The organism is Duganella sp. (genome assembly GCF_039595735.1).
GTDB lineage: Bacteria > Pseudomonadota > Gammaproteobacteria > Burkholderiales > Burkholderiaceae_D > Rugamonas.
Map to the genome: position 1 here is coordinate 170,785 of NZ_JBCNLB010000009.1, position 14,715 is coordinate 185,499.

18 protein-coding genes are annotated in these 14,715 nt (G+C 61.9%); 11 read left to right on the forward strand and 7 right to left on the reverse strand.

What is annotated here, in order from left to right; translation table 11 throughout:
• Positions 1-16 precede the first annotated feature (16 nt).
• The 3 genes from gcvH to ABDW57_RS17085 all read left to right on the forward strand — a co-directional run bounded on the left by gcvH (position 17) and on the right by ABDW57_RS17085 (position 3,830).
• Positions 17-397 carry a glycine cleavage system protein GcvH gene (gene gcvH, locus ABDW57_RS17075; RefSeq protein ID WP_343731372.1) on the forward strand — a complete coding sequence of 127 codons (381 nt, stop codon included), beginning with the start codon at positions 17-19 and terminating at the stop codon, positions 395-397.
• Between the two features lie 106 nt (positions 398-503).
• Positions 504-3,398 (forward strand): aminomethyl-transferring glycine dehydrogenase, encoded by a 2,895-nt coding sequence (gcvP, locus tag ABDW57_RS17080; RefSeq protein ID WP_343731373.1) that lies wholly within the window; start codon positions 504-506, stop codon positions 3,396-3,398.
• A gap of 159 nt (positions 3,399-3,557) precedes the next feature.
• Positions 3,558-3,830, forward strand: coding sequence for a hypothetical protein (locus tag ABDW57_RS17085; protein ID WP_343731374.1), 273 nt, complete (start codon positions 3,558-3,560; stop codon positions 3,828-3,830).
• Positions 3,831-4,214: 384 nt separating this feature from the next.
• Here the strand turns inward: ABDW57_RS17085 and ABDW57_RS17090 are convergent, their stop codons facing one another.
• Together ABDW57_RS17090 and ABDW57_RS17095 are read right to left on the reverse strand one after the other, a co-directional pair.
• On the reverse strand, positions 4,215-4,718 hold the full coding sequence (locus ABDW57_RS17090) for an SRPBCC domain-containing protein (RefSeq protein WP_343731375.1): 504 nt from the start codon (positions 4,716-4,718) through the stop codon (positions 4,215-4,217).
• Entirely contained in the window at positions 4,708-5,052 is a 345-nt protein-coding gene (locus ABDW57_RS17095; protein ID WP_343731376.1) for a metalloregulator ArsR/SmtB family transcription factor, read from the reverse strand. Before ABDW57_RS17095 ends, ABDW57_RS17090 begins: the two co-directional genes overlap by 11 nt.
• 103 nt (positions 5,053-5,155) lie before the next feature.
• On the opposite strand from ABDW57_RS17095, the gene ABDW57_RS17100 reads away from it, so the two are divergent.
• The 3 genes from ABDW57_RS17100 to ABDW57_RS17110 are packed head-to-tail and all read left to right on the forward strand — an operon-like array spanning position 5,156 to position 6,176.
• On the forward strand, positions 5,156-5,482 hold the full coding sequence (locus tag ABDW57_RS17100) for a helix-turn-helix domain-containing protein (RefSeq protein ID WP_343731377.1): 327 nt from the start codon (positions 5,156-5,158) through the stop codon (positions 5,480-5,482).
• 8 nt (positions 5,483-5,490) lie between these two features.
• Entirely contained in the window at positions 5,491-5,727 is a 237-nt protein-coding gene (locus ABDW57_RS17105) for a hypothetical protein (RefSeq protein ID WP_343731378.1), read from the forward strand.
• Between the two features lie 26 nt (positions 5,728-5,753).
• Positions 5,754-6,176, forward strand: a complete 423-nt coding sequence (locus ABDW57_RS17110; protein WP_343731379.1) for a hypothetical protein — start codon at positions 5,754-5,756, stop codon at positions 6,174-6,176.
• A gap of 1 nt (position 6,177) precedes the next feature.
• Here the strand turns inward: ABDW57_RS17110 and ABDW57_RS17115 are convergent, their stop codons facing one another.
• The gene (locus ABDW57_RS17115; RefSeq protein ID WP_343731380.1) at positions 6,178-7,809 is read right to left on the reverse strand and encodes a methyl-accepting chemotaxis protein; all 1,632 of its coding nucleotides are present in this window, start codon (positions 7,807-7,809) and stop codon (positions 6,178-6,180) included.
• Between the two features lie 6 nt (positions 7,810-7,815).
• Entirely contained in the window at positions 7,816-8,250 is a 435-nt protein-coding gene (locus ABDW57_RS17120) for a cache domain-containing protein (RefSeq protein WP_343731381.1), read from the reverse strand.
• A 96-nt stretch (positions 8,251-8,346) separates the two neighbouring features.
• On the opposite strand from ABDW57_RS17120, the gene ABDW57_RS17125 reads away from it, so the two are divergent.
• Together ABDW57_RS17125 and ABDW57_RS17130 are read left to right on the forward strand one after the other, a co-directional pair.
• Positions 8,347-8,688: a hypothetical protein gene (locus tag ABDW57_RS17125; RefSeq protein ID WP_343731382.1), complete on the forward strand. Its 342-nt coding sequence runs from the start codon at positions 8,347-8,349 to the stop codon at positions 8,686-8,688.
• A 41-nt stretch (positions 8,689-8,729) separates the two neighbouring features.
• Positions 8,730-9,113: a cupin domain-containing protein gene (locus ABDW57_RS17130; protein WP_343731383.1), complete on the forward strand. Its 384-nt coding sequence runs from the start codon at positions 8,730-8,732 to the stop codon at positions 9,111-9,113.
• Positions 9,114-9,115: 2 nt separating this feature from the next.
• On the opposite strand, the gene ABDW57_RS17135 is transcribed toward ABDW57_RS17130, so the two are convergent.
• The 3 genes from ABDW57_RS17135 to ABDW57_RS17145 are packed head-to-tail and all read right to left on the reverse strand — an operon-like array spanning position 9,116 to position 11,645.
• Positions 9,116-10,546, reverse strand: coding sequence for a hypothetical protein (locus tag ABDW57_RS17135; RefSeq protein WP_343731384.1), 1,431 nt, complete (start codon positions 10,544-10,546; stop codon positions 9,116-9,118).
• On the reverse strand, positions 10,543-11,262 hold the full coding sequence (locus ABDW57_RS17140) for an ABC transporter ATP-binding protein (protein ID WP_343731385.1): 720 nt from the start codon (positions 11,260-11,262) through the stop codon (positions 10,543-10,545). Before ABDW57_RS17140 ends, ABDW57_RS17135 begins: the two co-directional genes overlap by 4 nt.
• Entirely contained in the window at positions 11,259-11,645 is a 387-nt protein-coding gene (locus tag ABDW57_RS17145) for a GntR family transcriptional regulator (protein ID WP_343731386.1), read from the reverse strand. The genes ABDW57_RS17140 and ABDW57_RS17145 overlap by 4 nt, the downstream gene beginning before the upstream one ends.
• 314 nt (positions 11,646-11,959) lie before the next feature.
• Between ABDW57_RS17145 and xth the strand changes: the two genes are divergently transcribed.
• Genes xth through ABDW57_RS17160 form a run of 3 tightly spaced genes read left to right on the forward strand, consistent with a single transcriptional unit; the run spans position 11,960 to position 14,447 of the window.
• Positions 11,960-12,742 (forward strand): exodeoxyribonuclease III, encoded by a 783-nt coding sequence (gene xth, locus ABDW57_RS17150; RefSeq protein ID WP_343731387.1) that lies wholly within the window; start codon positions 11,960-11,962, stop codon positions 12,740-12,742.
• Positions 12,742-13,506: a histidine phosphatase family protein gene (locus ABDW57_RS17155; protein ID WP_343731388.1), complete on the forward strand. Its 765-nt coding sequence runs from the start codon at positions 12,742-12,744 to the stop codon at positions 13,504-13,506. The genes xth and ABDW57_RS17155 overlap by 1 nt, the downstream gene beginning before the upstream one ends.
• Positions 13,503-14,447, forward strand: a complete 945-nt coding sequence (locus tag ABDW57_RS17160; protein WP_343731389.1) for an NAD(P)H-hydrate dehydratase — start codon at positions 13,503-13,505, stop codon at positions 14,445-14,447. Before ABDW57_RS17155 ends, ABDW57_RS17160 begins: the two co-directional genes overlap by 4 nt.
• Positions 14,448-14,715: the final 268 nt, after the last annotated feature.

Below are 14,715 nucleotides of genomic sequence, written 5' to 3' on the forward strand. Positions count from 1 at the left end.
TCTGGAGCATTAGAACATGAACATTCCTGCAGACCTGAAGTACACCGAATCCCACGAATGGGTACGCGCTGAAGCTGACGGCACCGTCACCGTAGGCATCACCGAGTACGCGCAGGACGCACTGGGCGATATCGTTTTCGTCGAGCTGCCGAAAGTCGGCAACAGCTACACCGCCGGCGACGACGCCGCCGTGGTGGAATCGGTGAAAGCCGCCAGCGATATCTACGCTCCGGTATCGGGTGAAGTCGTGGCAGTGAACGAAGAAGTGGTGAACGCGCCTGAATCGATCAACGCCGACGCTTACGCCAACTGGCTGTTCAAGATCAAGCCGGCCGACGCTGGCGCGATCGGCGGCCTGCTGGACGCCGCCGCCTACGGCAAAAACATCGGCGCCTGATCGTCATTCCGGCGCAGGCCGGAATCCATACTGAGCATGCGTTCCATGGGTTCCGGCCTACGCCGGAACGACTCCGTTTTATCCCCTATCTGCCCTCGCCCAAATCATGACCCGCACCAGCCTGACCCAACTCGAAGCGCGCGACGCCTTCATCGCCCGTCACATCGGCCCAGACGCCACCGAACAGCAGGAAATGCTGTCGGTCCTCGGCTACGCCTCGCGCGCCGCCCTGATCGACGCGATCGTTCCGGCCAACATCCGTAACAAGGCCGCCCTGCCGCTGGGCGCCTACACCCAGCCGATGCCGGAAAACGAAGCGCTGAACAAGCTGAAAAAAATCGCCTCGAAAAACAAGGTGCTCAAGTCGCTGATCGGCCAGGGCTACTACAACACGCTGACGCCGAACGTCGTCCTGCGCAACATCTTTGAAAACCCGGCCTGGTACACCGCCTACACGCCCTACCAGCCAGAGATTTCGCAAGGCCGCCTGGAAGCCATCCTGAACTTCCAGCAGACCATCACCGACCTGACCGGCATGGGCATCGCCAACGCCTCGATGCTGGACGAAGGCACCGCCGCCGCCGAAGCCATGACGCTGATCCAGCGCGTGAGCAAATCGAAGTCCAACGTGTTCTACGTGGCCGACGACGTGCTGCCGCAAACGCTGGAAGTGGTGCAGACCCGCGCCAAGCCGCTGGACGTCATCGTTAAAGTATTCCACCCGGCCGAACTGGCCGGCATCGGCGAATGCTTCGGCGTGCTGCTGCAATACCCGGGCGTGAACGGCAATGTGCGCGATTACAAGGCCGACGTCGAAGCCATCAAGGCCAAGGGCGCGATGGTGGTAGCCGCCGCCGACCTGCTGGCGCTGACCATGCTGACGCCACCGGGCGAATGGGGTGCCGACGTGGTGGTCGGTAACTCGCAGCGCTTTGGCGTCCCGCTGGGCTTTGGCGGCCCGCACGCCGGCTACATGGCGACCCGCGATGAATTCAAGCGCTCGATGCCTGGGCGCCTGGTGGGCGTGACCATCGACGCGCAAGGCAACAAAGCCTACCGCCTGGCGCTGCAAACCCGCGAACAGCACATCCGCCGCGAGAAAGCCACCTCCAACATCTGCACCGCGCAGGTGCTGCTGGCGGTGATGGCGTCGATGTACGCCGTCTATCACGGCCCGCAAGGCCTGCTGCAGATCGCCAAGCGCGTGCACCGCCTGACCGGCGTGCTGGCCGCGAACCTGAAGACCCTCGGCTACACCATCACCAACGACAGCTGGTTCGACACCCTGACCGTCAACGTGAAGAACGCCGAACAGCTGCACGCATCGGCGCACTCGCACGGCGTCAACCTGCGCGTGATCGACGCCACCCACGTCGGCGTGTCGCTGGACGAAACCACCACCCGCGAAGACATCGCCCTGCTGTGGACCGTGTTCTCGCACCCGGTCGGCGGCCCGGCGCACGGCCCGGACTTCGACACCGTGGAAGCGGCCGTCGAGCGCTCGTTCCCGGAATCGCTGTCGCGTACTTCCGCGTACCTGACCCACCCGGTGTTCAACCGCTATCACTCGGAAACCGAGATGCTGCGCTACCTGCGCTCGCTGGCCGACAAGGATCTGGCGCTGGACCGCACCATGATCCCGCTGGGCTCCTGCACCATGAAGCTGAACGCCACCAGCGAAATGATCCCGGTAACCTGGCCGGAATTCTCGACCATCCACCCGTTCGCGCCGGAAGCGCAGACCGTCGGCTACCGCGAAATGATCGCCTCGCTGGAAGAAATGCTGTGCGCGGTGACCGGCTACGCCGCCATCTCGCTGCAGCCTAACGCCGGCTCGCAAGGCGAATACGCCGGCCTGCTGGTGATCCAGGCTTACCACCAGTCGCGTGGCGAAGGCCACCGCAACATCTGCCTGATTCCATCGTCGGCGCACGGCACCAACCCGGCGTCGGCCTCGATGGTCGGCATGCAGGTGGTGGTCACCGCCTGCGACGCCAACGGCAACGTCGACCTGGCTGACCTGAAAGCCAAGGCCGAGCAGCACTCGAAAAACCTGGCCTGCGTGATGGTCACCTACCCTTCGACCCACGGCGTGTTCGAAGAAGGCATCCGCGAACTGTGCGACATCATTCACAGCCACGGCGGCCAGGTGTACGTCGACGGCGCCAACATGAATGCACTGGTGGGCGTGGCCGCACCGGGCGCCTTCGGCGGCGACGTCTCGCACCTGAACCTGCACAAGACCTTCTGCATTCCGCACGGCGGCGGCGGCCCGGGCGTCGGCCCGATCGGCGTTGGTGCGCACCTGGCCAAGTTCCTGCCGAACCAGCGTTCGAACGGCTACATCCGCGACAACGCCGGCATTGGTTCGGTATCGGCTGCGCCGTATGGCTCGGCATCGATCCTGCCGATTTCGTGGATGTACATCGCCATGATGGGCGCGGAAGGCCTGACCGCCGCGACCGAAACCGCAATCCTGAACGCCAACTACATCGCCCGCCGCCTGGCGCCGCACTTCCCGGTGCTGTACACCGGCCACGATGGCCTGGTGGCGCACGAGTGCATCATCGACCTGCGTCCGCTGCAGGATGCCACCGGCATCTCGAACGAGGACGTGGCCAAGCGCCTGATGGACTTCGGCTTCCACGCCCCGACCATGTCGTTCCCGGTGCCGGGCACGCTGATGATCGAGCCGACCGAATCGGAATCGAAAGCCGAGATGGACCGCTTCGTCGACGCCATGATCGCGATTCGCGGCGAGATCGCCAAAGTGGAAAGCGGCGAGTTCGACAAGCTGAACAACCCACTGAAGTTCGCGCCGCACACCGCCGAGGTGCTGACGGCCGACGTCTGGGACCGCAAATACTCGCGTGAGGTGGCGGCCTATCCGGTGCCATCGCTGCGCAAGCAGAAATACTGGCCACCGGTCGGCCGCGCCGACAACGTCTACGGCGACCGCAACCTCTTCTGCGGCTGCGCGCCGATGAGCGATTACGAATAAGCTAGTCCGTCCCTAGCCAAAGCCCGGCCAAGCGCCGGGTTTTTTTCGTCTGTAGCGATGTGAGATTTCACGTGTTTTTACAAATGAGCAATATGCTATTCTATTAACAACGGCTGAATTCGGCCAGTAGCGGGCCTTTGACCGGCATCGAAGGTAGGTATGAATTTATATCCCGAGAAGAATCCTATTAATCCGGAAGTTAAATACGAACGCGTCGGAAAGTTCATTTACGGTGCAGTCCGGCATGGGGGCGATATTGCAGACGTCCACAACTGGATGGCAGATGAACTCAGGATGGCACGACCGATCGGCGGTAAAGATGCTGCGCAAACTAAACTGCTAGATGATTATCTTGCAAAATACCAGAGCGACGAGCAATTTTCGGAGAGCCATCAGCGGTTTATGAAAATGATGGAAAGACGTCGCACGTAGCCGGATCCGGCCAAGAGCCGCCGATCGAAACAGAAATCAACATTCAGGTTCAACATTCAGGGTCAGCTCTGTCATTTGGACATTCAGTGCAGACCTTTGATCTTTATCAACACGTAAAAATACCGAAATTGGCGTATTGAGATATATCAAACAATTGGTTCGGATGTCCAAATGACAGAGCTGACCCCGAATCGCTGGCTTTTCGATTGAAGTAGCTATAGCGATGGTTAAAAGAGCCGGATGCTTCCAACTGCGATAATGAACAACGAAGGTCTGAGATGGGGCGCAGACGGTCTTTCGCAAACAGACTGCGGCGGCGTATCAGCGCGCAGTTTCATCGCACTTGGGCGAACGGGCCCATATGTTCGTCGACCCGTCCGTTTTTTATGCGCGTAGATTCAGCAGCAGCTCGTCGAGGCGCTCCAGGGTGGAGGTCATGCCCTCTTTCATGCCCATGTCGATGACTTTTTGCACGTCTTCCGGCGAGTTGTATTTCACTACCGTGGTGACCAGCGTGTGTTCTTGCAGGTCCGAGAACGTCACGTCCCAACGCGAGCGCGGCAAGGCGGCGTTGATGACGCCTGTTTCATCGGTGAAGCCATCCAGGGTCGCGTAGCTGTCGATCGGATGGATGGCCAGGTAGTCCAGCCGGCCCCAGTATTCCTGCCCATCAGGCGTGACCATGGCGTAGTGCCAGTAGCCGCCTTCCTTGAATTCCATATGCTTGGTCTTGGTGCTCAATGGCTTGGGCGCGAACCACCGGTCGAGTAAGGCGCTTTGCGTATGGCAATCCCACACCAGCTGCCGTAGACCGGCAAATTCCCGCGTTACAGTGAGGGTGCTGGTTTCCTTGTTAACCACGAAATCAAATTGAAGCTTAGCTGCCATTGTCGTCTCCTTGCAGTTGTTCCAAAAGGGTGTCCAGGTTGTCGTATCGGCTGCTCCAGAGCGCGCGCTGTTCTTCGAACCAGCGCTCGGCTGCGGCAAGTTTGTCCCGTTCGAGAATGCATGTCCGCACCCGCCCGCTCTTGCTGCTGCTGACCAGGCCGCTCTCTTCCAGCACGCGCATGTGTTTCATGAACGACGGCAGCGCCATGGCGAAGGGCTGCGACAGTTCACTGACAGTCGCCGGCCCCGCGCCCAGCCGACGCACCACTTCCCTGCGCGTGGGGTCCGACAAAGCGTGAAAGATGGCGTCTAGCGCAACTCGATAGTTATCCATGTGGCTAACTATAGACAAAAAAGAACGCCACCACAAGCGTTTTCGACAAAAAGATTTTGCACTATCGATTGACTTGCTTACACCTGTCAGATATTCTTTACACATGAAATCAAAACATCTCACCGGCGAACAGTTGCTGGCGGCGCTTTCGGCGCTGTCGAATCCGCATAGGTTGCGGGTGGTGGCAGCGCTGGCGGCGGGTGGACGGAATTACGTCAGCCAGCTGGCCCGTGAGTTGAATATCAGCCGCCCTTTGCTGCATCTGCATTTGCAGAAGCTGGAGGACGCTGGCCTGGTTACCAGCCAGCTGGAGTTGTCCGACGACGGCAAGGCGCTGAACTATTTCGAAGCGGCACCGTTTGCCATCGATCTGACGCCGGCCACGATTGCCCAAGCAGTGCAAACCCTGACGAATAATCCTGAAAAGTAGAGGCGCAAATGTCTGAACCGATCTATCTGGCCACCATCGGCATTTTCTTTGGCACGATCTTCATGATCTTCCTGATTCGCTCGCAGACCATCATCAAGAAGGCGCAGCTGCAGGCCGAGAATGAAGCCTCCTACCGCGCTGTGGCCGAACGCGCCGTGGCCGCCCAGGAGCAGACCGCCGCCGCGCTGGCCGATCTGCAAACCCGCATCATCGCCATCGAGAAAGTATTGAAGGAAGTCGAGTAAATCCCGCCACCACAAGGAGACGCACCATGCCGCAAGTATCGCTGTTTCGCCTGTATTCGCTGAGAGCCGTATATCTGATTATTGCGCTGGGACTGGCGCTGGTGGTGTGGCCCGGCGTGATCCAACACGCCGAGCCTTGGGGCCTGGCGCAAGGTGTGGTGAAGTGCATGCTGGCCGCTTTCAGCCTGATGTGCGTGGCGGGCATCCGCTATCCGCTGCAGATGCTGCCGGTGCTGTTCTGGGAGCTGGCCTGGAAGACCATCTGGATGCTGGTCGTCTTCCTGCCGGCCTGGCGCAGCGGCACGCTGGACGAGGCGACTATCGGCACTGCCTTCGAGTGCGCCGTGGTCATCATCATCCCGCTCGCCATGCCATGGCGCTATGTGTTCGCCCACTACATCAAGAAAGACAGCGACCGCTGGCGCGCCGCCGCGCCAACCGCCGCATGAGCTAACTCCGTACCGATGCCAATCGCAGGCGGACCACGCGCGGACTGCCCGCAAGCCGGCTGGCATCCGGCGGTTCCACCCCCTCGTCCAGCTTGAAGATGGCGACCGCTTCGGATAGGTAGATTGCCTGTCGCTGCAAGGTGCTGGCCGCCGCAGCCGCCTGCTGGACCAGCGCCAGATTCTGCTGGGTGATCTGGTCCATACTGACGATGGCCTGCTGCATGCCCAGCACACCCTGCGCCTGTTCGGCGTTGGTGTCGCCAATCTGGCCGATGATGTCGCCCACCTGGCGCACCGCGTCCACGATCTCGGCCATGCTGGCGCCGGCCTCCTCCACCGAGCGCGTGCCGTTGTCAATCTCCGCCGCCGAGTCGGCAATCAGCAGTTTGATTTCCTGTGCCGCCGACGCCGAACGCTGCGCCAGCGAACGCACTTCGCCGGCCACCACGGCAAAGCCCTCGCCATGCTCGCCGGCGCGCGCCGCTTCTACCGCGGCGCTCAGAGCCAGCATGTGCGTCTGCACCGCCAGCCCATCGATCACGCCAACGATTTCCACCACGCGCCGCGAGCTGCCGCGTATCGATGCCATGGTCACCACCAGCCGCTGCACCACACTGCCGCCGCGCGCGGCAAAGCTGTTGGCGCATTGTGACAGTTGGCAGGCCAGCTCCGCGTGGGTCGCCGTCTGCGCCAGTTGTACGCCTAGCTGCCGCATCGCCTCCCCGCCCTCTTCCAGCGTTCCAGCCTGGGCGCGTGTGCGCCGCGCCAGCACGGCATTGCCCTGGGCGACCTCGCGCGAGGCCTGATCGATCGACTGCGCCGAGGCCAGGATGGTTTTCAAGGTGGTGTTCAGGTTGCGGATGCTGGTGTCCAGCGCGCGCGACGTCTCCGCGATCTCATCGCGGCCGTAGACGCGCTGGCGCACGGTCAGATTGCCCTCGGCCAGATCCACCGCCGCCGCGCCGATCTCGCGCACTTCTTTCAGCATGGCGTTGCGCACCGCCATGGTCACCAGCAGCGACAAGGCGATCGACAACGCCACCACGATCGGCATCCAGGTCGACAGCACGCTGAAGTCGGTTTCGGCATCGGCGTAGGCGCGCTCGCTCAGCGATTGCTCCAGCCGCGACAACTCCTCCAGCCGCTGCGCCACCACGTCAAACGCGCGCTCCGCCTTGGACATGGCGTTGGCTGCCATCGACAGGTCGGCCATGGCCAGTTCGATCACATCCTGCGTGGCCTTGACGTAGACGCTGTGCGCCGCCTGCGATTGCGCCACGAAGCGGCGCTCGGCCGGATCGGATTGGGTGGCCATCTCCAGTTGCGCGAACTGACGGTCCAGCGCCGCGTGGCGCAGGTGGATGTCGCGCACCAGCGCATCCACCCGCGGCGCCGAGAAGCTGGCGTTGATCCAGGTGAGCAGCTGGTAGATTTCGGTGTGCGCCTTGTGGGCGTTGGCCACCAGGTCGGCCGCAGCCTTGAGCCGCACCGCGCGCTGCTGCACCATGTTGTCGAGCGACTGGTTCTGCCGCAGCAGGCCCAGATAGGCACCCGCCGACAGCACGATCAGCAGGATCAGCACCACGCCCGGCGCCAGCAGCAGCTTGGGCCCGATCTTGAGTTTGCTCAGCATGACCGTTCAGTGCTTGTAGATGCCGGCTTCCAGCGCCACGTCGTCCACCCGCAGCACGTAGGTGCGCTTGGCTTCGACCTTGCCCGTTTCCGGATTGCGGAATTTGTAGTCGACCCAGCCGCGCCCCGGTCCGCGCGCCAGCGCCAGCATCTCTTGCCGGAACAGCTTGCCGTCGGCATCCGGGACGTCCAGCAGGTTCTTGCCGATCAGCGCGGTGGTCGGGTGCGCCAGCGTGATGCCATTCAAATCGCGCATCGCCAGGTACAGCGCGCCCTGATTGAAGTCTGGGTCCTTGCTGTTGATGCGCGCCGCCATTTCAGCCTTGCCATGGGCGCGCACATACTGCGCGCCTTTCTCGGTCAGCGCCACCGCATCCTTTTCATTGGGGGCGGCCAGCGCCACGCCCCACACCATCCAAGCCATCCCGATCAACGCGCGCATGATTCCCTCCGGCAGCCAAGATGTTGTAATCTACGCTGGCTGTCGCCGCATATTCTTGCGTTCGATCAACAGGCACAAAGTAACAACAGGAGCAGCATGAAAGCATCGACCAAGGCGGCCTTGATCTCGGCCCTGATTTTCCCGGGCCTCGGCCACCTCGTGCTGCGGCCGCAACGCGCGTTGCGTGGCTTGCTGTTCCTGATACCGGCGGCGCTGGCAGTAGCGTGGCTGGTGCGCCAGGTGCTGGAACTGTCGGCGCAGCTGATGGCGGAACTGAATAGCGGCGCACTGGCCGCCGATCCGGCCGCCATCCTGGCCCGGCTCGACGCGGCCGGGGCCGACAGTCCGGCGGCCAACTGGCTGACGCTGCTTGCGCTGTTGTGCTGGATCGGCGCAATTGCCGATGCCTTGTGGTTGGGACACCGCAGCGGCAATTAAGCAGCGTAGAATTGGCATTCCAACAATAAGAAGGGGATGCCATGAAATCAGCCAGGTTTGTCTTGATTGCAGTGTTATTCGCCGGCGTGGCGCTGGCGCAAACCGGAACCATCCGCCGCACCGTGCTGCAAAAAACCGATGTTTCCGTCCCTGGACGCGAGGCGGTGGTGGCCAGAGTGGAACTCGACGCCGGCGTGGCCGCCGGCCGTCACTCCCATCCCGGCGATGAAATCAGCTATGTGCTGGAAGGTGAAGGCGAGCTGCTGATCGATGGCGAAGACCCGCGCCGCGTCAAGGCTGGCGAGTCGTTCGTCATCCCGGCCGGCACCATTCACGATGCCGTCAACACCGGCAAGGGCACCATGAAGCTGGTGGGTGTCTACGTGGTTGAAAAAGGCAAGCCCTTAGCCAGCGCCGCCAAGTAGCCCTAAACGGCCGACCGGCTCGCCGGCAACAGCGGCGGCAGCGCCACCAGTTGCTGCCAGCGCAAGCGCATGACGAGCGCGGTCACCAGCGCGACGCCGGCGCCGAACCAGAACAGCGGCAATCCGGGATGAGTCTGGTCCACCATCGCCAAGGCGATGTAGGCAGCCACCATCAGCGTGCCCATCACGATGTTCAGCATCATGTTCGGGCGCGGCTGCGTGCTGGCGTAGTCGCGCATCAACACGGCCGCAAACGGCAGCGCCAGTGCCGCCAGCGCAAAGGTAATGCCGCGCACCTGCCACTGGCCGAGCACGGCCACATCGATGCACACGATGGCCAATGCGCACACCAGCCACAGGCGCAGGGTACGGAACAACAGCGCGCCCAGCAGGATGCGGTTGAACTGCGCCGCGGCCGGCGCCGCTGGCGTCAGCCGATACAGACCTTGTTCGCCGGCATAGCGCACCGAATGCATCACCAGGGTGCTGACGTAGATCACTACCCCCATCATCAGCATGCCCTGCATCAGAGTGGTGGTGACCATGGTGAACACCACATCACCTTTGGTCGCGAGGTAGCGTCCAAATAGTGCCATGAGGGCCGCCGAGACCGCGGCGTACGCAATGGCGCCGCCCTCGTGGGCGGTCGTGCCCAGGGTGTGCAGCATCTGGCGGCCTTGATCGGCGCCGCGTCGGCTATCGGCACGCAAAGCGGCATTGTATGGTTTGCGCAGCCACGCCAGCCAGCGGACGCCGTGTCCCGGTTCACTGTTCGGCGCGCTGCCGCTGGCAATCGCCAGCTGACGGGCACAGCGCAGATACCAGGCCCAGTGCCGGTCGCCGCCTTGCGGGAACAAGGCGTGCAAGGCCGGACGCGCCAGCAGTGCCAGCAGTACCGTGCCGATGACGGTCACGACCGGTTCGCCGATCATGTCCGCCGCAGCCACCAATTTGTCCACCGGATGACTGGTGATCGAGACCGAGCCGATGATGACCACCGTCGGCAGAAAGTTCATCCAGCTATAACGCTGGGCGTACAGCACGTAAATCGTAAACAAGGTGCCGGCCAGCAGGCCATAGCCGGGCCGGTCAATCAGGAGCCAGCTGAGCGCCGCCGTCACCACTGTGGCGCCGAGGTACAGTTCAACCGTCAGGCGCATCAGCTTGCGCCGCAATCCCGGCACCAGCACGGCGTTGGCCGGCGTGTTTTGCTGCACCGCGTTTTTCAGGAAGGCGCCGCACCACAGGAAAATCGTACCGCTGGTCAGGCATAGCAACAGCGTTATGCCGAACTCCGGCTTATCGAAGTGATAATTGACGAACAGCTGGGCCAGGGCGGCCGCCCCCAACATCCAGGTCACCCGCACCAGCATGCCGCTGCTGGCCCGGTCATATATTAATTGCATCAGCAGTTGTCGGCTGGCGGCGTTCATTTGGTCACCTCGACAAACAAATCCTCCAGGCTGAGGTTTTTACCCTCAAGCAACTCATCCAGCGCGCCTTGCAGCACGATTTTGCCACCCTGCAAGAAAGCCACATCCAGCGCCACGCGCTCCAGGTCCGATAGGATGTGGGTGGAAAAAATCACGGTGGTGTCGCGTTCGATGACGTCGTTGATCAGTTCCTGCAAGAAATCGCGACGGCCGACCGGGTCCAGGCTGGCGACAGGCTCGTCCAGCACCAGCAATTTGGGATCGTGTGCCAGCGCGCGGATCAGGGACAGGCGTTGTTTCTGGCCGCCGGAAAGCTTGCTGATTTGTTTAGTCGCCGCCGCGCCGGCCAAGCCCCAGCGCTGCATCAGGCTGTCCACCTTGGCCTGATTCCAGCGCGGGTACAGGGCTTTGAAATAGTCCAGCAGCTGCAAAGGCGTCAGCCATTCAAACAGCTCCGACTTCTGCGGCACATAACCGATATTGGCGCGTGCTTCATCATTCAGCGCAGCAGCCGGCTGGCCGAATAATTTGCTGCTGCCGGCGTCCGTTTCGCGCAAGCCCAGCAAACATTCCAGCAAGGTAGATTTACCAGCGCCATTCCGGCCTAATAATCCAATCACCTTGCCCTGCGCGATATTCCAGTTAACGCCTTGTAGAACTTGCTGCTGTCCAAACGTTTTATGCAGATTCGAAACTTCAACGATATTCGACTTCATTTTGTTTCCCCCAATATCTTTTTAAATAGATTCAGTGCTGCTTCGTTATCCAGTTCCAATTGACGGGCTTCAGCCGCTGCGCGCTCCAGCGTCGGTCTTAATAGGTTCTCCCGCCCTTCCAGCAATTTACTTTGCGCCACCAGCATGCCGACGCCGCGCGCGCGGCTTAATAAGCCCTCGGTTTCCATCATGTTATAAGCCTTGGAAACCGTCATAGGATTGACCGCCAGGGTGACGGCAACCTCACGCACGGACGGTAAAACATCGCCCGGTTTTAAAACAGCGGCGGCAATTAATCGCCGGACCTGCTCGATCAACTGGCGATAGATAGGATCGGACGAGCCTGTCGCTATCGTGAACAAGGAAGCCGTATGCGTAGCCATGGTAGTTGTATGTGTGTATTAGTTGATTAATACAGTATACGAAGGCATCGCCAGTGTCAAGCGACTTTTGCCTCCTCCGCCAGAACTTGGCTGGATCGTGCCAATCTCTGGCTTAAAAACGAGCCTTCACCTGTCGTTCCGGCGTAAGCCGGAACCCATAGAACGGCTGCGCTGAGAGAAACTCTGGCTATCTATGGATTCCGGCGTTCGCCGGAATGACAGTTCAAGCGCCAACTGAACGGCCCCAGGTTGTCAGGTGTTTTTGCGTGCGCTGGCGCACCGGCGCAGCCGGATGAGCTGCTTATACTGGCTGCATGCGTATCGCCACCTTCAACGTCAACGGCATCGGCAGCCGCCTGCCCGCCCTGCTCCAATGGCTGGATGAGAGCCAGCCGGACGCTGTCTGCCTGCAGGAACTAAAAGCGCCGCAGGAGAAATTCCCGGAAGCAGCCATTAACGACGCCGGTTATCACGCCATCTGGCACGGCCAGAAGAGCTGGAATGGCGTAGCGATATTAGCCCGCGGCCAACAGCCAATGGAAACCGGACGCGGCTTACCTGGCGATCCTGACGATATACAAAGCCGCTATATTGAAGCCGTGGTAAATGGCATCATTATTGGCGGCTTATATCTGCCCAACGGCAATCCCGCCCCCGGCCCAAAATTTGATTACAAATTAAAATGGTTTGAGCGGTTTATCCTGCATGCCTCGCGATTAATCGAGAGCGGTGCGCCGGCGGTGTTGGCGGGCGATTTCAATGTCATGCCGACCGAGCTGGACGTTTATAAACCGGAGCGCTGGCTGGACGATGCGTTATTCCGCCCCGAGGTACGCGCGGCATTTCATCGCCTGATTGAACAGGGTTGGTGCGATAGCCTGCGCGTTACGCATCCGGGCGAAGTCATTTACACCTTCTGGGATTATTTCCGCAATGCTTACCAACGCAATGCGGGACTGCGCATCGACCATATTCTGCTGAGCCCATCCCTTACGCCTGCGCTGAAAGCGGCGGGTGTCGATCACGATGTGCGCGGGCGCGAAAAGCCCAGCGACCACGCGCCGGTCTGGGTCGAACTGGATCTGGGAGGCCGCTGATGGAACAAAAATGGCCACAGCAACTCTGGCTGGTCCGGCACGGTCAAAGCGCCGGCAACGTCGCGCGCGACGAGGCCGAAGCCGGTAAGAAACTGCTGATCGACCTGGCCGACCGCGATGTTGACGTTCCGCTATCAGAACTGGGGCAGCGTCAGGCGCAGGCGATGAGCGGCTGGTTCCGGGCCTTGCCGGCGGACGCCCAGCCCAATGTCGTACTGTTCTCCCCCTACGTCCGCGCGCGCGCCACCGCCAAGGTGGTGCTTGATCACCTTGGGCGCGACAATCTGCTCGGGATGGCTGCCGACGAGCGGCTGCGCGAGAAAGAATTTGGCATCCTCGATCGCCTGACGCCACTTGGCATCCACGACAAATACCCGGAACTGGCGGAGCAGCGCGCCCACGTCGGCAAATTCTATTTCCGGCCGCCGGGCGGCGAAAGCTGGTGCGACGTCATTCTGCGGCTGCGCAGCGTGATCGACACCATGACCCGCGAATACCACGGCGAACGGGTGCTGATCGTGGCGCACCAGGTGATTGTCAACTGCTTCCGCTACTTGCTGGAGCGGCTGGACGAGGACGCCATCCTGGCCATCGACCGCGCCGGCGACGTGCCCAACTGCGGCATCACCGAATACCGCTTTGATCCGTCCGCGGGCAAGCATGGCAAGCTAGTGCTGGTGCAAGCCAACTTCGTGGCGCCGTTGGAACAAACCGGCACCCCGGTTACCCATCAAAAAGACCAGCCTGCCGCGCCCAAATCATGAGTGTCGACATCAACGCCCGCCTGCTGCGCGACTGGCCGTTGCCCATGCCGGGGCCGGACGCAGACAAAAATACGCGAGGATACGTGGTAATCGTTGCAGGATCGCGGGAGATGCCGGGCGCCGTGCTGCTGGCCGCCACCGCCGCCCTGCGCGCCGGCGCCGGCAAGCTGGCGATTGCCACCGCGGCCAGCGTGGCGCCGCAGGTTGGGGTTGCCGTGCCCGAGGCGCGCGTGCTCGGCCTGGGGGAAACGGTGGACGGCGGCCTGCAAGTCCACCAGCGTGACGATCTGATCAAACTGTGCGAACAAGCCAGCGCGGTGCTGATCGGCCCCGGCATGCAGGATGACACCGCCAGTTGCCGCCTGGTGCGCGCACTGCTGCCGCATTGCGGCCACGCCCCGCTGATCCTGGACGCGGCCGGCATGAGCATCGTCAGCCGCGACGCCGACTGCGGCCGGACCGCAGCGGATGGCGCCGGCGCAGACGATCGCGGGTCGGAGGCGGCGATTGGCGGCTTCCGCTTCGCCAGTCCTGTACTGCTGACTCCGCACGCTGGCGAGCTGGCCACCCTGACTGGCGCCGACAAAGACGACATCCTGGCGCAACCCGACGCCGCCGCCCGGCTGGCTGCGCAACGCTGGCAAGCCACAGTGGCGCTGAAAGGCGCGCGCACCGTGATTGCGGACATCAACAACCAGGAATGGCGTCACGAAGGCGGCAACACCGGCCTGGCGATATCAGGATCGGGAGACGTACTGGCCGGCATCATCACCGGCCTGGCGGCGCGCGGCGCGGCGCTGGAGCAAGCCGCCGCCTGGGGCGTGGCGCTGCACGCCATGGCGGGAGAACAGCTGGCCCTCAGGCACGGCCCGCTGGGCTACCTGGCGCGTGAGATCAGCACCGAAATACCGGCCCTGCTGCGCGCCATGGCCAGCAACTAATCCGGGGTCATAATCCGGGGTCAGGTCCGCCATTTCTACACGAACTCAGCCGTAAACGCACCAAACGGTCGAGTTCGTGTAGAAATGGCGGACCTGACCCCGGAGTTTCAAACTCAGCCCTAACGTGCAGACGGTCGAGCCCGTGTAGAAATGGCGGACCTCGTATATTGAGCATACCGCGTCTTCGCCAGATAATAAGGCTGTCGATGCGGCCAGGCGGGGTGACGCTGAGCAGACTTAGTGCCGTTGAGCACGTGGGTCAGATAAG